A 17,639-nucleotide genomic window follows, 5' to 3' on the forward strand; every position below is an offset into this window, starting at 1 on the left:
GCGCCGGACAGGCATAGCCCGACCTGGAGCATCACGGAATTCCCTTTAGATGGTTGACCTCCCGCTGCCTGAACCCGCCCTGCATATCGTCCTCTATCAGCCCGAGATCCCGGCCAATACCGGGAACATCGCCCGCCTTTGCGCTGCGGCGCAACTCCGGCTGCATCTGATCCACCCGCTGGGCTTCAAGGTCGACGACCGCCACTTGAAACGGGCCGGACTCGATTATTGGCCCGAGGTGGATGTCGTACACCACCGTTCTTTCGAGGCCTATCTGGATGCTTCGCCGGCGGCGCCGGACTGCGTTCTCGCCTTCAGCCGCCATGCCGAACCGCTCTATACCGAGGCCTTTGTCAAGGCCGGGGATCACCTGCTTTTCGGGCCCGAGACGAGAGGACTCCCCGAGGATTTCCGATCGCTATTCCCGTTCTATACGATCCCGATCTGGGGGAAGGTCCGCAGCCTGAATCTTTCGACCTCTGTAGGAATCGTCGCCTATCATTATCTGCACGGGCTCGGCCGATTCCAGGACTTTGGTTGACCTTTGCCTGAACGGGCCCTTGAACCGATCGGTCTTGCTGGTTGGCCCTTCAAGATCCTGCACCGGAAAGCGGTGCATCGAACCACCGCAATGCCCTGTAAAGCAGGCCTGGTTGGACTCAGGCGTTTTGCGCTCTAGAACCCAAGCGATTCGTCCTCCGTATCGAACAATTTTCAAGCATGGATCGAAATGGGGAGGCAAACCGGGCTGCGGGCAGAAACAGCAGACGTCGGAGAGTTTGGGCAGCGCTCAGATTCCGTTCGACTTGCCGTTGAGGACTTCCCTCAGGGCGATATTCGTATCGGATTCGAGTTCGCCCATGATCTCCATCAGCACCTTCAATCTGAGGATGGTCTTGCGGGACTTGTCCTGGTAGGGCAGCTTCAGGTTATGTAAATCGAGGATGCGGATCAGCCGCTCGAGATAAGGGAGATCGATCTGGTCGGTGTTCTGATAGAGCAGGTCGACCCATTCCTGTTTGGCCTCGGTCGGAAGGTCCACGTAGTTGGTGAGCAGGTCAGCGGTCTTGCCCAAGCGGAGCGATTGGCGGAGCCGCGAGATCTTTTCCTCGACGGGCTGACGTTGGTCATCGGAGGCATGCGCCGCCCGCAGCAGATCGTTCCAGCGCTCTTCGATCTGCAGATGCACCCAGTTCTCACCGGTCTCAGGGGAGAGGAAAAGCTCGAGAAAACGGGTCTGGATTTCAACGAGGTCTAGAATCGCGGGCTGGTTCTCCTCGCTTTTAAAATCCATGGCAGCCTTGTTCAGCTCCTCGATGATCCCCTTCTTGGTAAGCACCGGATCGCAGAGCTGTAAGATGATCTTTTCCCACTGTTCGCGCAGAAAATTCAACTCCAGTTTGATGAGGGATAAGATCAGACCTGATTTTGTAATCGCATTCCGGATCGAATGGGCAAGGATGTTACATGCCTTGATCTTGTCCTCGGCGAGGTGCCGCATACTCTCGAGGGACTGCTCCCGCAACTGATAGGAGAGGAGTTCGGTGCCAAGGGTACGAGAGAGTTTCTTGATCAGCCGCGTCTCCGGACTCCCGATTCGAATGGTATAAGGCCGGAAATGGATCTTGATGACGGCGACCACGACATGGTCGCTGAACTGCCAGAGGGTCTCCCCGTAAGCGCTCTCAGGGAATTCCGGATAAACCCCTCGGCTGTTGATGAAAAGATCCTTTTTCCGGACCAGGACCGGCTCCATGTGATGGAAATCTTCCCATACGCCTTCAACCTGGAGCCGCACGCTCCGGGAGTCCGCGCGCGGGTCCTCGGCTGTCCAGCTTTTCTGCTTTTCAACGCACCAGGCCATCGCCTCCTGCGGGCGGTTGGGCTCATCGCGGTATTCCATCCAGGTTTTGCCGGGGTAGTTGTAATCCGAGGCTTGTGGAAGACCCCATGAGATGCTCTGACGATCCGAATCGATCACACCCGAAGTGATCCTGGTAGCGGTCAGTCTGGGTGGGCCGCCGATGAGATAAACAGTCCCCTTGTAAGCATTCGGGAGGCAAAAAAGGATCGTCTCGATGATGCTCTTGCAGGCCTGCTCAAGTGTAGGCTGGTCAATCCGTATGGTCAAAACTGTCGTCCTTCGAGGCTGCTGAAATCCTCCGGTATCCATCGCTTCAGAAGAGCGGTGGTCCGGAGCGGATGCAGAGTTAATCTATCCATAAGGAGCCATTTGTCAATAAGAAAGTCAGCGATCTTCCGGGCAGGGGAAAAGCCAGGCATCCGGGGAGCCTTGAAGAGCTTCTCAGGAGCGGAATCCCCGTTTGAGAAGTTCTCGGCATGGGCAGGCAGATTCAACGCTCTGATCGTATGGAATGAAGACGATTCAACGAGGGGCCCTTTCCTTTTTGAGGGCATCAACCAGCAGGGGGACTACGGCGACCACATCGCCCTCGAGGAAGATATCCGTAATGCTTTCGCTCAGATGGGTCCGTTCCTGATTGATCTCGATAACGCAGGCTCCGCTTCTTTTGGCAATGGAGGGGATCGTATTGGCCGGGGAAACGACGGCCGAAGTACCGACCACCAACAAGGCCTGTGCGGATGAAGCCAGATGAAAGGAGCGGTTCAGAGCATCTTCCGGGATGGCCTCTCCGAAAAAAATAACGTCCGGTTTGAGGATGTTCCCACAGAGGCACGTCGGGGTGTATTCGCCTTCCTTCTCTTTTCGGCTGAACCTGCGGCCGCATGCCAGGCAGGTGAGCGAAGCGGCATTGCCATGATATTCGATGACATCCCGCGAACCGCCGGCCTGGTGAAGATTGTCGATATTCTGGGTGATGATGGACTGCAGACAGCCGATCCTCTCCATCTCCCCCATGCCGAGATGCGCAAGGTTAGGCTGAGCGCGCCGCAGTAAATCCTCCATCTCCCTCAGCATCTCCCATACCTTCAGGGGATTGGAGCGGAAAGCGGAGATCGTCGCATACTCGGCAGGGTCGTAGCGCGCCCAGAGTCCGTCCGCGCTTCTGAAGTCGGGGATGCCGGAGGGAACCGAGATGCCTGCGCCTGTGAGCGCCAAGGTCAGCTTGGAGTGCGCGATCTCCTTCGCTGCGTGTTTTATCAGACGTTCATCAAGCATAAAAAGGCGATTCCCCCCGCTTGCATCCGGAGAAGGGTCTTGCTTCTCCAAACACCTCGAATTTTGAGCTACACCCATTTTGGGCGGCTCTCTGTTTGCACTGATTGGGCATGGATCGCCCCGCCCATCGCTGAGCGGATTTGCAATGAATGCCCCCGCCCAGCTGGTTGCACGATCCAATGGATATCGGTGAAACTCGTTATTCCACGATTGGAGAGCGGCTATGAGGGTTCGATCAGGATCTTCCGCTGCGTGTTGTCGTAAGAGCGAAAGATCCCCCGAAGCTTTTTCTGTTCGCCGAAGATATTGACCAGACGGATGCTTTCTCCTTCGACCTCGAGCAAATCGACATTCTCGAGCAGTTTCTCTTCCTGGCCGCCCCTCAAGACAAAAGCATGAGCTTCACACATCGGCTGTCTCCTTTTACACCGCTTCAAGCGAGAGAGGTGAGCGCCTTACGAAGCGCTTCATTCGTTTTTGCCGTATACTCGATCATCTCGCGGATATATCGGGCAGTCTCTTTTCTGCCGGTTTCTTCGAGTTGATCCGCGAATAGTTCATATTCTTCCTGGTGATGTTCATTATGATGGATCCAGTGCTCTATTCTGATCCGGGCCTTGTCGAGGTTGTCCATTACGGTTCTCCTTGAATAGTTTTGCTACTGAAACAAACTTCAAAAAAGCGCAGGGTTCGGCTGCGGAAAAAGGGTATCCGCGCCCGCTCAAAAAAACGCACACTTTCACGGGATGATTCCGCAGCCAACGGCGAAGGGAAGCAGCCCGATCGGGGAACAACATTATCTAGTTTCCATCCGGAAATGGTCTTTTTGGCCAATCTCGGCGTCAATCTGCACGTTTGCTTGTGCGGCGACCCACAGGTCGCCTCCGCGCAAACGCTTGATTTCCTTGATATTGGCCAAAAATCCTCATTTCCGGATTGGAAACTGGGTTGTACCGGGAAATCATTTCCGGATAGACACTATCTATAAAATTATATCCGGACTGACAACCTGTGTCCATCCTGAAATGGTCTCTTTTGTCAACCTCGGCGTCAACGTGCACGTTTGCTTGATTTCGGCAATCGGTACGGGGGTCTGCTGGTCCGAAAGGGTGGAACTGAGTGGCGAACCCCGCGAAGAAACCTCCTGGAGTCGGCCTGAAAAGGTGCAAACGGGCGGGCAGGACCGGTGAGAAGAATCTTCACTTCGGGTTGGAAAACTGCAAGTGCTCGACCATCATTTCTGGATGAACACGAATTAAGTCTAGGCTAATTTTAAAAAATATTGACGACCGAGGCTTAACAGGTTAAGATTCCGAAAACGTATAAATGCCAACATGGAGGCCAGCACGGAGGCGGGACACATGAACGAGACCTTGAAAGGGAAGAGGATCCTGATCGTTGACGATGAGCCAGATATCCTTGAAACTTTGGAGGAAATTCTGGATGTTTGTCTCATCGACACGGCGCCCAACTACGAGACTGCCGAGAAGTTCATTGTCAAAGAGAATTATGATGCAGCCATCCTGGATATCATGGGAGTCAGGGGTTACGATCTACTCGATCTGACCAGAAAAAAAGGTATCCCGACGCTCATGCTGACCGCCCATGCCCTGAATCCGGATAATCTCGTCAAGTCGATCAAGAAGGGGGCACGGTCCTACATCCCCAAAGATAAACTGTCCGATGTTCCTCATTACCTGGCAGAAATGCTGAAGGCGGCGGAAAGCGGAGAGATCCGCGAAGGGACCTGGTTCACTAGGCTCAAACCCTTTTTCGACAAGAAATTCGGGCCGAACTGGCGGGATAAGCACAGAGAGTTCTGGGACGAATTCGACGAGACCTATCGGGTCTCGAAAAAGGAATTGGAAGATATCATGTAGCGGGTGGCGTAGGTGCCGAAGCCCCTTTCTGATCGACTTTCAAAGGGAGCCTCACGCGGAACGTAGCGCCTTTCCCCTCGTCGCTTTCGAGCCACAGGCTCCCACCCATATCTTCGATCAGCACCATGACTCCCGCCAACCCGAGACCGTGGCCGCGCACACTGCACACATCCGTCGCATCCATCTGGAAGTAGCAGTCAAAAATCTTTTTGTGGAAGACGGCGGGGATGCCTTCCCCGTCGTCTTTGACCGCGAACAGGATGGCCTCTCCGTCCTTTTCGAGATCCACCGATAACTCCACCCGGGTTTTCCGGTATTTCAGGGCGTTGGTCAGGAGGTTCCGCAGGATCTGGGTGGCCTTGCTTCCGTCGATACAGACCTCACGACACCAAAGCGCCTCATCGAGCTGCAGATAAAGCCCTTTTTCCTGCAGGGCACGCCTCAACACATCCAGCGACGCGCAGGTTTTGATGGAGTCCGCCATATCGGAATCGACCAGGTCGAAGATTTGGCCGATCGCCTGTTCCAGCAGCTCCGAGAGGGGGAGGGAGATGTAGTTCATCAACCCCTCCCTCGACCGACCCAGTTCCAGCGTGTCATTGACCAGGGCCTGCGTAACTTTGGTGTTTCTGAGGACTCGAGCGAGCACCTTCTGCTGCTTCTCCGTCACTGGACCGTATTTTTCAGGCCGGGTCAGGAGAGAGCTTATACCTGCCTCGATAACGGCCAACGGTACTTTCAAATCATGCACCAGCAGATCGATTTTGATGCGTTGTCGGTTATCCGACGTTCTCTGCTCGATCTCGTTCTTCATTGCATCGTTCCCCGTAGACGATTGCCTTTCGGTCTCGATCGGTAGCTGCGCCTTGCCGTCCCGTCGACCCAATGTCGCCCGAATCATATCAAGTCCCTTAGAAAAAATCAAATCTCGAGAACCCTCCTGTCATAAGATTTTCCAAAGGGCTGGGGTCCGGATGGGTGATTGTTTTCCACCTCGGCAGGCCGGCCAGTCCGTGAACGGTCCTTCCAGACCGGACCTGTGAAGAATCCGCGGCTGGACGGCGGGACTGCGCGGCGAAACCTGTGAAGAAAAAGGCCCTCAGCGGATGAAAACCAGCTGATATTCATCCAGAAATGATTTCCCGGCACAACCCAGTTTCCAATCCGAGATGAAGATTGGAAACTAGCTGGTCTCCATCCGGAAATGATTTCCCTATAGAACCCAGTTTCCAATCCGGAAATGAGGATTTTTTGCCAATATCAAGGAAATCGAGCGTTTGCGCGGAGGCGACCTGGTGGTCGCCGCACAAGCAAACGTGCAGATTGACGCCGAGATTGGCAAAAAAGACCATTTCCCTATAGAACCCAGTTTCCAATCCGGAAATGAGGATTTTTTGCCAATATCAAGGAAATCGAGCGTTTGCGCGGAGGCGACCTGGTGGTCGCCGCACAAGCAAACGTGCAGATTGACGCCGAGATTGGCAAAAAAGACCATTTCCTTATAGAACCCAGTTTCCAATCCGGAAATGAGGATTTTTTGCCAATATCAAGGAAATCGAGCGTTTGCGCGGAGGCGACCTGGTGGTCGCCGCACAAGCAAACGTGCAGATTGACGCCGAGATTGGCAAAAAAGACCATTTCCTTATAGAACCCAGTTTCCAATCCGGAAATGAGGATTTTTTGCCAATATCAAGGAAATCGAGCGTTTGCGCGGAGGCGACCTGGTGGTCGCCGCACAAGCAAACGTGCAGATTGACGCCGAGATTGGCAAAAAAGACCATTTCCGGATGGAAACTAGCTGTAATAAAGAACGCCGACATAGCCGACGAAGTTGCTGTCGGGACGCACGTCGTAGCTGGTCGTGTAAGCGATCTCCTCTGCATGGGAGGCGCCGAGCGCCTGGGCGGCGGCGATCGCGGCTGCCGCGGCCCCGGAGCAGCAGGCGTTCTGACTTTGCAGGGCCTCGCGTATGACGCCTCGGGCGTCCATCCGGAGCATGTGTTGGATGACCGCGCGGTCCTGAACGGTTTTTACCCATTCAAGAGCCTGGGTTCCATCGCCTTTCGGCATGAAGCCGTAGCTCGGCCCGTAGTGGGTCAGATCGGTTGAGCCCAGCACCCTGGCCTTCCTGCCGAGTCGAAGACAATACTCGGCCGCGCGGCGGGCAATGGCAAGCGCCTCTTCCCGGGGTGCCGGACCGATCGGGACGATGCGCACCCCGGGGAAGAAGTGCCGGACGAAGGGTAACTGGAGTTCAATGGTGTTGTCCTGCACGTAGCGCGTCGCCGTTTCAACCTCGAAATCGAACTCTTCGATCAGCAGGGCCGTGATCTCCGAATCGATTTCCAGCGCACCGAAAGGGGTTTCCCACAAACCTTCCTTCATCAGGAGGTTTGTGCTTCGAGGGCGCATGTGGTGTCCGAAGATCAGGACGGTATCGGCCTTTTCGCCCCGCTCTGAAAGGCACCGGATGACATTGCAGGCGATCTTCCCCGAAAACGCCCATCCCGCGTGGGGGACAATCCCCCCGAGAATCGCCTGTGCATCGGCGGGGCAGGAAAGGGCCGGGTCGGAAAAACTCCTGATGGCGGCAAGGCACTCCCGTTCCGTTCCCGGGTACCATGTGCCTGCGAAATCGGCTGGACGTGTAAGCATAAGCTCCCCTCCTTTCGACCCTTCCGGTGAGGTTCTGGGGCTTGCAGGTTGCATGACGAAGACAAAGGTGCTAAATTTCGTGGTTTGGTGCGGGCTCCTTGAAGATCTCCGTATGGCCGCGGGGTCTCCGACGGGCCCGGTGAAAACCCGTCAAAGGGCCCGGCGGCGGCAGAGGGCCTGTCTTCCATGTTTTCGTTCGAGGCCTTCATGTCTTTTGATATCGCAAGCCTGATCATCAAGATTCCCGTTCTGCTTTTCGCGCTCACCATCCACGAGTATGCCCATGGACGAGTGGCGCTCGCCATGGGGGATCCGACAGCCCTCCGTGCGGGGCGCCTCACGATGAACCCCATCCGTCACATCGATCCTTTGGGGGCGATCTGCCTCTTTCTCTTCAATTTCGGGTGGGCGCGGCCCGTGCCTATCGATCCACGAAATTTCACAGACTACCGGCGTGCGACTGTGTACGTCTCCCTTGCGGGCCCATTGGCCAATCTGTGCGCGGCGCTCGGCACGGGCCTGCTGGTCCGCTACGCACTCATGCCCTGGGAGGTCTACCGGCAGGTGCTGCTATACCTGCTCCTGATGAATATCGGGCTCGGTCTTTTCAACCTGATCCCCATACCACCGCTCGACGGATCGCACGTCCTCGAGAATCTGCTTCCCCGCCGGGCGGCCGTCGGCTATCAGCGCCTGAGGCGGTACGGCCCTCTGGTGCTGATCGGGATCATCCTGCTCGACAATTTCGCTCACACAGGGATCATCGGCTTCATCCTGTTGAAGCCGATGTTCCATCTCGCACATCTTTTCGCAGGCGAGGGCTTCTTCCGCCTGATCGGCGTGCTGTAACCCGGCCTACATCGTTTCCATCCGGAAATGGTCTTTTTTGCCAATCTCGGCATTCGGCATCAATCTGCACGTTTGCTCGTGAGGCGACCACCAGGTCGCCTCCGCGCAAACGCTCGATTTCCTTGGTATTGGCAAAAAATCCTCATTTCCTGATTGAAAGCTGGGTTGTACCGGGAAATCATTTCCGGATGGACACTACATCACATCCTTGTCGCTTTCCTCGATGGCACGATCGATCTCCGCCTTGAGTTCCGCCGGCAGTCCGGGGATGTCCACACTCAAAAATCCTCTCACGATCGTCGATGTCGCTTCGTCCTCACTGAGGCCGCGCGACATGAGATAGGCGATCTCCTCCTGGGCGATCTTGCCGACTGCCGCCTCGTGGGACATCTCGACCCCGTCCGCATGGCCTTCCAGTTCCGGAACCGCGTGGATGAGGCCGCCCTTCAGAATAAGCCCGCGGCATTCGAGATGGGCCTTGATGTCCGAGACCTCCCCGATCAGATGGCCGCGCGCGATGATCTTTCCTCCGTTGCTGATCGTGCGCGCGATGATCTCGGCGCGATTGCCGGGCTTCCTGAGGAACACACGGCCGCCGAGGTCGTACTCTGAACCGGGGCTCCCTACGATGATGCTGTAAAAGCGTGCAACCGCTTTCTCCCCCTCCAAATAGGTGACCGGATACATCTGCAGGGATTTGACGGGCTTCATGCAGATGTAGTTGTTCAGAAAAAGGCCGCCTGCCTCGACGCGCGCCGCCGATCGGGGGCGCACCACCATATCCTCGGCCCAGTTGTGGATCATGGTGAAGCTGAGCTTCGCGTTCTTCTTGATGAAAAATTCGGATATCCCGATGTGGGCGCCGCGCTTGAGGTGGGGCGAGGTTGCACACCCCGTGATGATGTGCAGTTCGGAATCCTCTTCGGCGATGATGATATTGTGGACGTTCTGCTGCAGGCCTTCCTTGCCGATGTACAGGCAAGCCTGGATGGGATAGACGGATTTGACGCCGGGCAGAGCGCGGATGACGTAGCCGTTGTGTAGGCCGATCTCGGCTGCGGCGGTGTACTTGTCGGTATCGACGGAGACGAGTTTCCAGTAATACTCTTCGATCCAGGGGTGTTTTTCGAGGGCCTCCGTGATCGGCATGACTTCGATCCCGGGCTGTTTGCTTCGGCAGTGCAGGACAGATGTATCCTTCTGAAAAAAAGTTCCTCCTCGGCTGCCTTCCGCCGGGTCGAGACCGGCCATGACGAGCGTACGCCTTTCGTCACCGGGAAGCGACAAGAGCCCGTCCACTCCGAGCGCCCCCGCCGGTTCCGCCGCCGTCACAAATTGGGTGAGATCGACGTCGGGGCCCAGGAGGGCGCGTTTTTCCTTGGCCTTGGAGGCCTTCTCTTTCAGCTGTTCTGCTGCATGATGCATCTGACACACTCCTCGTAACCGGTTTTGCCGACGCAGGTGAGAATCTCACGGGGGTTGCTGACGCAACTGAGCATTCCGTCGAACAGGACCTGGCCCTGGTCAGCGCTTACATAATCAAGGATATAGCCGGTATGCGTGATGATCAGCCCCATCTTCGTCCGCTCCATCTTGCGCTGCATCTTGGATTTGAGCGTGTTGCCGAGGGACTCTTCGTCCTTTTGGAGGAGCGATGCAATGGTTTTTCCAACCAGCGCGATATTCTCGAGATCGACCCCTGATTCAGGCTCATCGAAAAGCATCAGATCCGGATCCTGCGCCAGGAGTTGGAGAAGTTCGGAGCGTTTGATCTCGCCGCCCGAAAAACCGGCGTTGACATCGCGGTCGAGAAAGTCCATGAAGGCCAAACGGGATGCAAGCGTCTCCACATTCAGTCCCGCCCGGCTTCGGGCGCAGAGCGCGACCATCTGACGCGTCTTGAGGCCGTTGATGGTGGGCGGGCGCTGGTAGGACATCCCGATGCCGAGCCGAGCTCGTTCGTCGATCGGCAAGTGGGTGATGTCCTCGCCCTTGAAGAATATCTTCCCGTGCACCACCCGGTACTGAGGATAGCCCATGATCGTCATGAGCAGAGACGTCTTGCCGGAACCGTTGGGGCCGAAAAGGATGTGGGTTTCCCCCGGATGGATATCCAGGTCGATGTGCTTGAGAATCATCTTGCCCGCAAGCTCAACCTGCAGGTCCTCGATGTGCAGCATGGATCGAACCTCCTTGGTTTTTCCGAGGGGCTGTTCGGGAGAATGAAATGGAGAAGAGATTGTAAATTCTACAGGGGAAAAGTCTTTTTGACAAGAGTCTAGTGGCCTTCGGCGCAGAAGCGCGGCCATCCCATGAGCGCTGCCGCCCCGGCGATCGTCGTGCCGTAAAAAACGACCGGTTTCCCTGTCAAAAATCCGTCGATGGTATGGTTGACCAGGGTGGTTCCGGTCACGAGCAGGACTTCAGCCCACTGCAGGGCCTGCACCTGGGTGTCCGGGCCTTCGATCGGTACACCGAAACGGATGGTGCCGATGTTGTCGGGGTCGAGGTCCAGGACCCGCATGGGGAATCGTTTGCCGAGGGCCTCGATCATCCTCGGCTGAAAACCGATCTGCAGAACCCTTGCATCGGGGTAAGTCGCCTCGAAGAAGCGCAGGAGTTCGGCCGCGCAGCGCCTTGGCTCCTGGTCCCGGCAATGGATCGTTTTGTCTGCGGCGGAAAGATGACGCATCAGAGCATTCAGCGAAGCGGTGAAAACAGCGCGCCTGAAATTGTTGTCGAGCGGCATATCGAGGATCTCTTCGAGCGTTGCCTGAAAATCGCCGTACTGATCGGTGAAAGCCTGCCCGAGTGCGCCTCTGAATTCGGCCTGCATCAGCGATTCTTTGCCTTTTTGCAGTGGAAAATCCTTCTCCTCCGGATGGCCTACCGCCTCCTCTACGGACAAAGGCCTGGCCGTCACCTTCAACGATTCGGACAGAAGCCCGTGGACCGCTTCGCTCTGAAGCAGGCGTTGTTTCAACTCTTCAAAAATATCAACCATGGTTCGATCCTCCAAATGTTTCGGTATAAGGCCCCGCACTGTCCTGGAGCCATGTAGTCCATCCCTTTGCCATATGCAGCTTGGACGAAAGGACAATCCGCGCGAAGGCGTCCTGCTCCTTTTCCAGGCGGGAGGCGATCCGCTCTGAAGCCTTGTGCAGGATCGCCTGCTGGGCATCGATCAGCCGGTGCAGCCGTAGGGTTTCCATGTGCCTGGCAAAAAAAAGTTTGGCGATGAACTCGATGCGCATATCCCTTATGTGCTGCACAGGCTTGCCGAGCCACCCCTGGAAGGCGGATCGGCCTCCGGCCGTCAGCGAAAAAACGCGTTTGGCCGGGCGGTTTTCCTGAGATCTCACCTCCGAGCAAACGAGCCCTTTCCGTTCGAGCCTCTTCAAGACGGTATACAGTTGACTGTTGCCGACATACCAGGCTGGGCCGAAATGCCGCTCGAGAAACTGCAGAATTTCATAGCCGTGTTTCGGTCCATCCGCCAGAGCGCCAAGGAGCAGATAATCCACAGATTCTCGTGCCTTCATTCCCGATTGAAACCCCACTTTTTCCTTTTCGTAATATTACGGAATGAAATAGGCGGTCAAGCAAAAAAGCATCGGCCCTCCACGGGGTCCCGGCCATCCGGAGCAGAGCGTTTCTTCTCATTTTTGCCCTTGACAGACCGTGTCTTTCATTCTATAGATGTGCCCCAATCCGCGCGAGCATCGGAACATCATGGGACGGTGCCGCGCCGAAGCTCGGAGAGAGGCCTATCTTCAACATAAAGAAGCACGGCAAATGGGTTGATGATGTCGCTCTTGTCAGCCAGGTCGGATTGACCATCGCTGGTTCTATCCTGTTCTGTTTCGCTATCGGGTACTACCTCGACAAATGGCTGCACACCAAGGGTCTGTTCATCACCATTTTTATCCTTCTGGGTATTGCGGGTGGGGGCTACACCGCCTATCGGCAGATCATGGACGTGACCCGCGAAGAGGGAAAAGGTAAAGGCACAGCGAGAGGAAATCCAGACGGTGAGTGAGGCGTTTGCTGAGGTCAGCCGATTCCAGAAGCGGATCATCGGGAAGGCGTTGTTGGCCTTTATCGTCATCGCGGTGATTCTCCTTTTTGCCGGCGAGCGTGCACTGGCTAAGGGGTTGATTCTCGGCACCGTCTTCAGCGTGCTCAACTTTCTGTTGATGGGCATCTGGGGTCCCTCCCTTCTCGGCACGAGCCAGGCCCGCGCCAGGATGACCGGTTTTGCTTCGATCATCAGCCGTTACATCGTTCTGGCGGTGCCCCTGGTGGTAGCGGTAAAATCCTCATCCTTCAGCTTTCCCGCGGTGGCGGTCGGGCTTTTTGCGGTTCAGATCGTCATCATTGCCGACCACCTGCTCCCCGGCCCATGGATGGGCAAGGGGGGATCGGAGTGAGGTTCCTTACTTCATACTGAACACTGCTGAGGAATTAAAAGCTTATGGAAGACATGACCATCATCCCACAGTGGACCCTGCAACTTTTCGGTCTGAACCTCGTGCTCAACCGAAACACGATCATCATGACATGGATCGTGATGGGTATTCTGATTGTTTTCGGGTTTCTGGCGACACGCAAGAAAAGCCTGTTGCCCAACCCCTTTCAGGTCGTTGCGGAACTCTTCGTCGGTGGTTTTCACGACCTGACCCGCGATGCACTCGACGAGGCAATGGCCAGAAAGTATTTTCCGCTGATTTGCACCCTTTTCATGTTCCTGGTTCTCTCCAACTGGCTCGGCATCTTTCCGAAGCTCTCCGAGCCTACAAAAGACCTCAATACCCCATTGAGCCTTGGACTTCTCGGTTTTGTCATCGCCCATTACTCGGGCATCAAGGCGAAAGGCTTCAAAAAGTATGCAAAGGAGTATTGCGAGCCCATGTTCTTCATGGCTCCGCTCAATATTATCGGGGAGATCGCCAAGGTCGTTTCCATCTCTTTCCGTCTGTATGGTAACATCCTCGGTGGCGCCATCATCATCCTGGTTGTTTCCCACCTCGTCTACAGTGTGCTGTTGCCGCCTCTCCTCAACTGCTTCTTCGGTCTTTTCGTCGGCACGATTCAGGCGTTCGTTTTTACCATGTTAACCCTTGTTTACATCTCGGTACAGGTAAAGTAGCTATGTTTATGGACATGGACACCGCCACTATCATCAGACTGGCATCCTATGTCGGCGCGGGCTCATGCATCGGGCTCGGGGCCATCGGCGCCGCGCTGGGGGAAGGCTTTACAGCGGGCCTCGCAAACGAGGGTCTTTCCTACCGGCCCAACAAATCCGGGGATATTCTCAAAAACATGCTCGTGGGGCAGGCCATCGCCGAATCGGCGGCCATCTTTGCCCTGGTCATCGCGATCTTGCTGCTCTTCACGACCGCGGCGGGGGATAATCTCCTGCGAGCGGCAGCGCTGCTCGGCGCCGGCATTTGCATGGGGTTCGGAGCCATCGGATCGGGCATCGGCGCGGGGTTCCCTGCCGGAGAGGCCTGCAAGGGCATTGCGCGGCAGCCCGCCTTTACTGGCCGTCTGACGACCAACATGCTGATCGGCTCCGCGGTCTCCCAGACCCCGGCGATTTTCGCGATGGTCGTCTCGCTCATGCTGATGTTCATGAACCCGGGGACCATTCCGGTTATGCCGATGTGGGCTGCCTACATCGGTGCGGGTCTCAGCACGGGCCTCGCGGCCATCGGCTCCGGGATCGGCGGCGGCATGGCGGCAGGTGCCAGCTGCCAGGGGATCGCCCGCAACCCCGATACGTTGGGGCAGGTGACAACGACCATGCTGGTCGGGCAGGCCGTTTCCCAAACCCCGGCCATCTTCGGACTCCTCATCAGCTTTGTGCTCATGTTCCGGGTCTTGCCCGAAACGACTGCCCTGGCGCCGGCTATGGCCTTGCTAGGCGCCGGCATCTCTATGGGGTTTGGGGGGATCGGTCCCGGTATCGGCAATGGCATGACGGCCGAAGGGGCGGTAGCATGGGTCGCACGCAACATCGAATCGGCTGGGGATCTCACCCGCACGATGCTCGTCGGGCAGGCGGTCGCGCAGTCCACCGCCATATACGCCATGGTTGTCAGTCTGGTTTTGATCTTCGTCGTCTAAAGGGTTTTCGATACACTCACTTAATATTTTTGGAGGATGTACAAAATGGCTATTGAAGGTGTGGATATCGTTAAGGCAGCAGCGTTCTTGGGTGCCGGTATAGCTATGGGACTGGGCGCGATCGGCCCAGGTGTCGGTGAAGGTTTCGCCGCCGGGAAGGCGTGTGAAGCGATCGGGCGAAAGCCTGAGGAGGCTGGTTTGTTGACCAGAACCATGCTGGTCGGTCAAGCGGTCTCCGAATCGACCGGTATTTACTCCCTGGTCGTGGCGTTGCTACTCCTCTTTGTGGTTTAGGGATCCCTACGGAGCAGATATGCGATGATTAGTATCAATGCAACCCTATTTATCCAGGTGATCCATTTCCTGGTGCTGATGTATATCTTGAAGCACCTGATGATCCTGCCGATCTGGAAGTTGCTGCAGGAAAGGCGGGATCATATCGAAAAGGCCCAAAACGATATATTGGAATCTGAGCGGAAGGCGATCGAACTGGCGGAGCGTTTTATGAAGGAAGAAGAAAAAGCGGTCCGCGCCGCCAGCAAAGAGCGGAACCTCCTGAAGGAAGAGGCCATAAGCCTGGCGATGGCCGAGTATGACCAGGCGCAGGCGACCGTCGCGTCGATCCGCGCCAGGGTCTCCCAGGAAGTCGAGCAGCAGTTGGCTCAGGCCAGACCCTCGCTCAGGGACCACGCCGTCGCGCTCGTCGATGAGATCATCCCGAAGGTGATCGGCAGGAGGATAGAAGCTTGAACGCGTTCAACAGGAGATTGATCCTTTTCATCTGCCTCGGCGCAGGTGTCCTCTTGACCTTCTCCCTGGCGGAGGCCGCCGAGGGCGCAGGCAGCGGCCGGAAGCTCTGGGACAACATCATGCTGTGGGTCAATTTTGGCATCCTGGTCTTCCTGTTCATGAAATTCGCCAAAAAGCCCCTGATGGATTTTCTGCGTGGTCAGAAGGACAAGATTGAGCTGAACCTGCAGGATTTGGAGGGCCAGCTTCGCGAGAAGCGCACGGCCATGGAGGCAGAGGTTGCAAAGCTCGCCAACATCGATGCCCGGATCGCGGAGATACGCCAGAGGCTGATGGACATCGGGCAGCGCGAGAAGGAGAGATTGATCCAGCAGGCCAAGGAACAGGCGCAGAGGATGCTCGAGAAGGCGGAGTTGGAATCCAAATCAATGGTCGCATCTGCCAAAAAGCAGTTGAATGCCGAACTGGCCGAGATCGCCATCGAACTGGTTCACGAGCGCATCCGGAAGGGGTTCTCGAGCGAAGATCAGGACCGTCTGATCGAGGATTTCATGACAGGGCTCAAAGGGCAGAGAAGACACGTTCGTTCCCTCATCTGATCCCGGCAGGCGCCGGGTTGGCCTGGTTTTCGTCTTTTGATGCATTAAAAAAAGCGCCTTCATGAGAGCGCTTTTTTTAATGCACGAGAAGCTTTTTCTGTATTTTACTGCCTCGGGTTTTTTTCAGGCCGGCTGGCTTTGGTGGATGGAAGCTCCGCAATTTGAGATGTCTTGGTCTGCGACCTGTCCAACTGACAGGCGTTCCGCATTCAGGTGGAAATGCCGAACCTCGGCAGAATGACGGCCTGAAGCAAGACCCAACCGGCGACGATTGCCAGCAATATCCAAAGACTCATCGTTTTTTCCTCTTTTTGGATCTTTTCAGTCAACAGCGTCTTCCTTCAGAAAATCCCCTCAATAACGCTGAAGCCGCACCCTGTTTGACGTGGATCCGGATGGGCATCCGTTTCAAGAGGCAGCGCGAACACGCCTCGGAGACCGGGTCGATAATCGCTCACGGCGATCGAAGATCAAGAAGCTCAAGAAAAACCACGCGAGCTGCACCCGCCCTGGATGGAGCCGGTGCCGCCTGTCGCGAAGCCGTTTCCGGTGGAAAAACTGGAAAAGGCTGACATCATGCGCTCGGCCTCCGGGTGGCCGCATTTCGGACAGGTCGCCTTCCGAGTATCGTCACCCTTCAGGCAGAGCCGCTCAAAAACAGTGTTGCAGGCTTTACACTTGAATTCATAGATAGGCATTTCTAAATCCTCCTGAATACGTCTAATAGAATTATAGAACCGGATCTTGGCAAAAGGTTACAGACTTGTCCAGTTTTTCCTGTCGGCTTTCACTTCTAAAAACGTAAGTCTGATTTCAAGGCATGCAAGGGAAACCGGCCCTCCTCCCGAGTTCGTCCCGATGCAGTTTTCGCAGAATGGTCTCACGGGGATCGATTCCTTTGAGTTCAAGCGCTTTTCGGCCGTACTTCATGTTGGCTTCGATGACGTGCCATTTTCCTCCAGCGTGAATCAGGTCGAGCCCAACATCGTCGAACCGGCACTTGAGGGCCGCATCGCGTGCGATTTGGACGGCCTCCTCCGGCACCCCGCCAAAAACGATCCTGCCGCCCTGCGCCAGATTCGCCCGGAAATTTTCGGACGCCTTGACGCGCCAATAGGCGAGAAGCGGTTCATAGTTGATCAGCACAACGCGAAGGTCCCGCGCGTGCGGGAGGTACTCCTGGATGTAGGCGACCGACGTGCGCGCGAGATATGTCTCCAGGGCGGCAGGGTCGGTGATCAGGAAGACCCCTCTGCCTCGCGCCGAACGGCGGGGAATCTTGGCAATGAAGGGATACTCGAAATCCTTCGTGATTGCGCCATGGTGCCGGTGATAATAAAAGCGTGTCCTCGGATGCGGGAGATCCAAAAGGGTGAACAGGGTGCTCTGTTTGATCTTTTCATCCGCGTAAAGGTGTGTTTCGAGGCTCGGAAAGATGCGTTTACCCATAGTCGTGAAGAATTCCGCGTAGTTCTGCGTCGGGTAAAGGATGATGGACGCTTCCCGGATCAGCCGTCTCTCTTCAGTGCTGTAATCCTGAAAATTGGGTTTGAGGCCTATCGTGCTGACACCGTCAATTCCCTTGAGGCGGCTTCCGATCGCGATGTACCGCCGGTATTCCGTCCTCATAGG

The 17,639-nt window shown here is 56.1% G+C and carries 27 protein-coding genes; 13 read left to right on the forward strand and 14 right to left on the reverse strand.

The features are described 5' to 3' along the window. Nucleotides 1–49 precede the first annotated feature (49 nt). The gene (locus ACZ500_RS05610) at nucleotides 50–541 is read left to right on the forward strand and encodes a tRNA (cytidine(34)-2'-O)-methyltransferase (protein WP_464231531.1); all 492 of its coding nucleotides are present in this window, start codon (nucleotides 50–52) and stop codon (nucleotides 539–541) included. Nucleotides 542–790: 249 nt separating this feature from the next. Here ACZ500_RS05610 and ACZ500_RS05615 read toward each other — a convergent pair whose 3' ends face one another. The 4 genes from ACZ500_RS05615 to ACZ500_RS05630 form a co-directional block, all read right to left on the reverse strand. Next, complete coding sequence (locus ACZ500_RS05615; protein WP_464231532.1) at nucleotides 791–2,131, reverse strand: hypothetical protein; 1,341 nt, start codon at nucleotides 2,129–2,131, stop codon at nucleotides 791–793. 255 nt (nucleotides 2,132–2,386) lie between these two features. After that, nucleotides 2,387–3,142 carry an SIR2 family NAD-dependent protein deacylase gene (locus tag ACZ500_RS05620; RefSeq protein WP_464231533.1) on the reverse strand — a complete coding sequence of 252 codons (756 nt, stop codon included), beginning with the start codon at nucleotides 3,140–3,142 and terminating at the stop codon, nucleotides 2,387–2,389. 221 nt (nucleotides 3,143–3,363) lie between these two features. Next, on the reverse strand, nucleotides 3,364–3,552 hold the full coding sequence (locus ACZ500_RS05625; protein WP_464231534.1) for a CooT family nickel-binding protein: 189 nt from the start codon (nucleotides 3,550–3,552) through the stop codon (nucleotides 3,364–3,366). Nucleotides 3,553–3,575: 23 nt separating this feature from the next. Continuing rightward, nucleotides 3,576–3,776, reverse strand: coding sequence for a DUF8180 domain-containing protein (locus tag ACZ500_RS05630; RefSeq protein ID WP_464231535.1), 201 nt, complete (start codon nucleotides 3,774–3,776; stop codon nucleotides 3,576–3,578). A gap of 183 nt (nucleotides 3,777–3,959) precedes the next feature. On the opposite strand from ACZ500_RS05630, the gene ACZ500_RS05635 reads away from it, so the two are divergent. The 3 genes from ACZ500_RS05635 (at nucleotide 3,960) to ACZ500_RS05645 (ending at nucleotide 5,022) form a co-directional block, all read left to right on the forward strand. Beyond that, nucleotides 3,960–4,130 carry a hypothetical protein gene (locus ACZ500_RS05635; RefSeq protein ID WP_464231536.1) on the forward strand — a complete coding sequence of 57 codons (171 nt, stop codon included), beginning with the start codon at nucleotides 3,960–3,962 and terminating at the stop codon, nucleotides 4,128–4,130. Nucleotides 4,131–4,167: 37 nt separating this feature from the next. Then, nucleotides 4,168–4,332, forward strand: coding sequence for a hypothetical protein (locus ACZ500_RS05640; RefSeq protein WP_464231537.1), 165 nt, complete (start codon nucleotides 4,168–4,170; stop codon nucleotides 4,330–4,332). 171 nt (nucleotides 4,333–4,503) lie between these two features. Beyond that, entirely contained in the window at nucleotides 4,504–5,022 is a 519-nt protein-coding gene (locus ACZ500_RS05645; RefSeq protein ID WP_464231538.1) for a response regulator, read from the forward strand. Here the strand turns inward: ACZ500_RS05645 and ACZ500_RS05650 are convergent. From ACZ500_RS05650 to amrB, 4 genes are all read right to left on the reverse strand, one after another. Then, the gene (locus ACZ500_RS05650) at nucleotides 5,015–5,947 is read right to left on the reverse strand and encodes a sensor histidine kinase (protein ID WP_464231539.1); all 933 of its coding nucleotides are present in this window, start codon (nucleotides 5,945–5,947) and stop codon (nucleotides 5,015–5,017) included. The two genes, ACZ500_RS05645 and ACZ500_RS05650, sit on opposite strands and share 8 nt — an antisense overlap. 199 nt (nucleotides 5,948–6,146) lie before the next feature. Continuing rightward, on the reverse strand, nucleotides 6,147–6,374 hold the full coding sequence (locus ACZ500_RS05655) for a hypothetical protein (RefSeq protein ID WP_464231540.1): 228 nt from the start codon (nucleotides 6,372–6,374) through the stop codon (nucleotides 6,147–6,149). A gap of 4 nt (nucleotides 6,375–6,378) precedes the next feature. Next, nucleotides 6,379–6,660 carry a hypothetical protein gene (locus ACZ500_RS05660; protein ID WP_464231541.1) on the reverse strand — a complete coding sequence of 94 codons (282 nt, stop codon included), beginning with the start codon at nucleotides 6,658–6,660 and terminating at the stop codon, nucleotides 6,379–6,381. A gap of 156 nt (nucleotides 6,661–6,816) precedes the next feature. After that, on the reverse strand, nucleotides 6,817–7,677 hold the full coding sequence (amrB, locus tag ACZ500_RS05665; protein WP_464231542.1) for an AmmeMemoRadiSam system protein B: 861 nt from the start codon (nucleotides 7,675–7,677) through the stop codon (nucleotides 6,817–6,819). Between the two features lie 207 nt (nucleotides 7,678–7,884). Between amrB and ACZ500_RS05670 the strand changes: the two genes are divergently transcribed. Next, nucleotides 7,885–8,526 (forward strand): site-2 protease family protein, encoded by a 642-nt coding sequence (locus ACZ500_RS05670; protein WP_464231543.1) that lies wholly within the window; start codon nucleotides 7,885–7,887, stop codon nucleotides 8,524–8,526. 27 nt (nucleotides 8,527–8,553) lie between these two features. Beyond that, nucleotides 8,554–8,679, forward strand: a complete 126-nt coding sequence (locus tag ACZ500_RS05675; RefSeq protein ID WP_464231544.1) for a hypothetical protein — start codon at nucleotides 8,554–8,556, stop codon at nucleotides 8,677–8,679. A 42-nt stretch (nucleotides 8,680–8,721) separates the two neighbouring features. Here the strand turns inward: ACZ500_RS05675 and ACZ500_RS05680 are convergent, their stop codons facing one another. From ACZ500_RS05680 to ACZ500_RS05695, 4 genes are all read right to left on the reverse strand, one after another. Continuing rightward, nucleotides 8,722–9,951, reverse strand: a complete 1,230-nt coding sequence (locus tag ACZ500_RS05680) for a SufB/SufD family protein (RefSeq protein WP_464231545.1) — start codon at nucleotides 9,949–9,951, stop codon at nucleotides 8,722–8,724. Next, entirely contained in the window at nucleotides 9,927–10,706 is a 780-nt protein-coding gene (locus ACZ500_RS05685; protein ID WP_464231546.1) for an ABC transporter ATP-binding protein, read from the reverse strand. Before ACZ500_RS05685 ends, ACZ500_RS05680 begins: the two co-directional genes overlap by 25 nt. 98 nt (nucleotides 10,707–10,804) lie before the next feature. Beyond that, nucleotides 10,805–11,530 (reverse strand): Rossmann-like domain-containing protein, encoded by a 726-nt coding sequence (locus ACZ500_RS05690; protein WP_464231547.1) that lies wholly within the window; start codon nucleotides 11,528–11,530, stop codon nucleotides 10,805–10,807. Next, on the reverse strand, nucleotides 11,523–12,068 hold the full coding sequence (locus ACZ500_RS05695) for a PadR family transcriptional regulator (protein ID WP_464231548.1): 546 nt from the start codon (nucleotides 12,066–12,068) through the stop codon (nucleotides 11,523–11,525). Before ACZ500_RS05695 ends, ACZ500_RS05690 begins: the two co-directional genes overlap by 8 nt. A gap of 290 nt (nucleotides 12,069–12,358) precedes the next feature. On the opposite strand from ACZ500_RS05695, the gene ACZ500_RS05700 reads away from it, so the two are divergent. Genes ACZ500_RS05700 through ACZ500_RS05730 form a run of 7 tightly spaced genes read left to right on the forward strand, consistent with a single transcriptional unit; the run spans nucleotide 12,359 to nucleotide 16,007 of the window. Continuing rightward, the gene (locus tag ACZ500_RS05700; protein ID WP_464231549.1) at nucleotides 12,359–12,565 is read left to right on the forward strand and encodes an AtpZ/AtpI family protein; all 207 of its coding nucleotides are present in this window, start codon (nucleotides 12,359–12,361) and stop codon (nucleotides 12,563–12,565) included. Nucleotides 12,566–12,617: 52 nt separating this feature from the next. Continuing rightward, a complete protein-coding gene (locus ACZ500_RS05705; RefSeq protein ID WP_464233004.1) occupies nucleotides 12,618–12,956 on the forward strand; it encodes an ATP synthase subunit I in 339 nt (112 codons plus the stop codon). Between the two features lie 44 nt (nucleotides 12,957–13,000). Then, entirely contained in the window at nucleotides 13,001–13,675 is a 675-nt protein-coding gene (gene atpB, locus ACZ500_RS05710) for a F0F1 ATP synthase subunit A (protein ID WP_464231550.1), read from the forward strand. 8 nt (nucleotides 13,676–13,683) lie between these two features. Next, the gene (locus ACZ500_RS05715) at nucleotides 13,684–14,658 is read left to right on the forward strand and encodes an ATP synthase F0 subunit C (RefSeq protein WP_464231551.1); all 975 of its coding nucleotides are present in this window, start codon (nucleotides 13,684–13,686) and stop codon (nucleotides 14,656–14,658) included. 45 nt (nucleotides 14,659–14,703) lie between these two features. Continuing rightward, nucleotides 14,704–14,952 carry an ATP synthase F0 subunit C gene (atpE, locus tag ACZ500_RS05720; protein WP_464231552.1) on the forward strand — a complete coding sequence of 83 codons (249 nt, stop codon included), beginning with the start codon at nucleotides 14,704–14,706 and terminating at the stop codon, nucleotides 14,950–14,952. Nucleotides 14,953–14,976: 24 nt separating this feature from the next. Beyond that, nucleotides 14,977–15,408, forward strand: coding sequence for a F0F1 ATP synthase subunit B family protein (locus ACZ500_RS05725; RefSeq protein ID WP_464231553.1), 432 nt, complete (start codon nucleotides 14,977–14,979; stop codon nucleotides 15,406–15,408). Further along, nucleotides 15,405–16,007 (forward strand): F0F1 ATP synthase subunit B family protein, encoded by a 603-nt coding sequence (locus ACZ500_RS05730; RefSeq protein ID WP_464231554.1) that lies wholly within the window; start codon nucleotides 15,405–15,407, stop codon nucleotides 16,005–16,007. Before ACZ500_RS05725 ends, ACZ500_RS05730 begins: the two co-directional genes overlap by 4 nt. A gap of 479 nt (nucleotides 16,008–16,486) precedes the next feature. On the opposite strand, the gene ACZ500_RS05735 is transcribed toward ACZ500_RS05730, so the two are convergent. Together ACZ500_RS05735 and ACZ500_RS05740 are read right to left on the reverse strand one after the other, a co-directional pair. Next, nucleotides 16,487–16,705 (reverse strand): FmdB family zinc ribbon protein, encoded by a 219-nt coding sequence (locus tag ACZ500_RS05735; RefSeq protein ID WP_464231555.1) that lies wholly within the window; start codon nucleotides 16,703–16,705, stop codon nucleotides 16,487–16,489. Between the two features lie 115 nt (nucleotides 16,706–16,820). Then, complete coding sequence (locus ACZ500_RS05740; protein ID WP_464231556.1) at nucleotides 16,821–17,636, reverse strand: ATP-grasp domain-containing protein; 816 nt, start codon at nucleotides 17,634–17,636, stop codon at nucleotides 16,821–16,823. Between the last annotated feature and the right edge of the window lie 3 nt (nucleotides 17,637–17,639).

Source organism: Desulfatiglans parachlorophenolica, from assembly GCF_055394735.1.

Coding starts and splice junctions, on each gene's coding strand:
- ACZ500_RS05685 (WP_464231546.1), bottom strand. CDS start 10,706: ATGCTGCACATCGAGGACCTGCAGGTTGAGCTTGCGGGCAAGATGATT.
- ACZ500_RS05670 (WP_464231543.1), top strand. CDS start 7,885: ATGTCTTTTGATATCGCAAGCCTGATCATCAAGATTCCCGTTCTGCTT.
- amrB (WP_464231542.1), bottom strand. CDS start 7,677: ATGCTTACACGTCCAGCCGATTTCGCAGGCACATGGTACCCGGGAACG.
- ACZ500_RS05725 (WP_464231553.1), top strand. CDS start 14,977: ATGATTAGTATCAATGCAACCCTATTTATCCAGGTGATCCATTTCCTG.
- ACZ500_RS05635 (WP_464231536.1), top strand. CDS start 3,960: ATGGTCTTTTTGGCCAATCTCGGCGTCAATCTGCACGTTTGCTTGTGC.
- ACZ500_RS05675 (WP_464231544.1), top strand. CDS start 8,554: ATGGTCTTTTTTGCCAATCTCGGCATTCGGCATCAATCTGCACGTTTG.
- ACZ500_RS05625 (WP_464231534.1), bottom strand. CDS start 3,552: ATGTGTGAAGCTCATGCTTTTGTCTTGAGGGGCGGCCAGGAAGAGAAA.
- ACZ500_RS05640 (WP_464231537.1), top strand. CDS start 4,168: ATGGTCTCTTTTGTCAACCTCGGCGTCAACGTGCACGTTTGCTTGATT.
- atpE (WP_464231552.1), top strand. CDS start 14,704: ATGGCTATTGAAGGTGTGGATATCGTTAAGGCAGCAGCGTTCTTGGGT.
- ACZ500_RS05610 (WP_464231531.1), top strand. CDS start 50: ATGGTTGACCTCCCGCTGCCTGAACCCGCCCTGCATATCGTCCTCTAT.
- ACZ500_RS05735 (WP_464231555.1), bottom strand. CDS start 16,705: ATGCCTATCTATGAATTCAAGTGTAAAGCCTGCAACACTGTTTTTGAG.
- ACZ500_RS05690 (WP_464231547.1), bottom strand. CDS start 11,530: ATGGTTGATATTTTTGAAGAGTTGAAACAACGCCTGCTTCAGAGCGAA.
- ACZ500_RS05695 (WP_464231548.1), bottom strand. CDS start 12,068: ATGAAGGCACGAGAATCTGTGGATTATCTGCTCCTTGGCGCTCTGGCG.
- ACZ500_RS05655 (WP_464231540.1), bottom strand. CDS start 6,374: ATGGTCTTTTTTGCCAATCTCGGCGTCAATCTGCACGTTTGCTTGTGC.
- ACZ500_RS05660 (WP_464231541.1), bottom strand. CDS start 6,660: ATGGTCTTTTTTGCCAATCTCGGCGTCAATCTGCACGTTTGCTTGTGC.
- ACZ500_RS05620 (WP_464231533.1), bottom strand. CDS start 3,142: ATGCTTGATGAACGTCTGATAAAACACGCAGCGAAGGAGATCGCGCAC.
- ACZ500_RS05680 (WP_464231545.1), bottom strand. CDS start 9,951: ATGCATCATGCAGCAGAACAGCTGAAAGAGAAGGCCTCCAAGGCCAAG.
- ACZ500_RS05715 (WP_464231551.1), top strand. CDS start 13,684: ATGGACATGGACACCGCCACTATCATCAGACTGGCATCCTATGTCGGC.
- ACZ500_RS05630 (WP_464231535.1), bottom strand. CDS start 3,776: ATGGACAACCTCGACAAGGCCCGGATCAGAATAGAGCACTGGATCCAT.
- ACZ500_RS05740 (WP_464231556.1), bottom strand. CDS start 17,636: ATGAGGACGGAATACCGGCGGTACATCGCGATCGGAAGCCGCCTCAAG.
- ACZ500_RS05645 (WP_464231538.1), top strand. CDS start 4,504: ATGAACGAGACCTTGAAAGGGAAGAGGATCCTGATCGTTGACGATGAG.
- atpB (WP_464231550.1), top strand. CDS start 13,001: ATGGAAGACATGACCATCATCCCACAGTGGACCCTGCAACTTTTCGGT.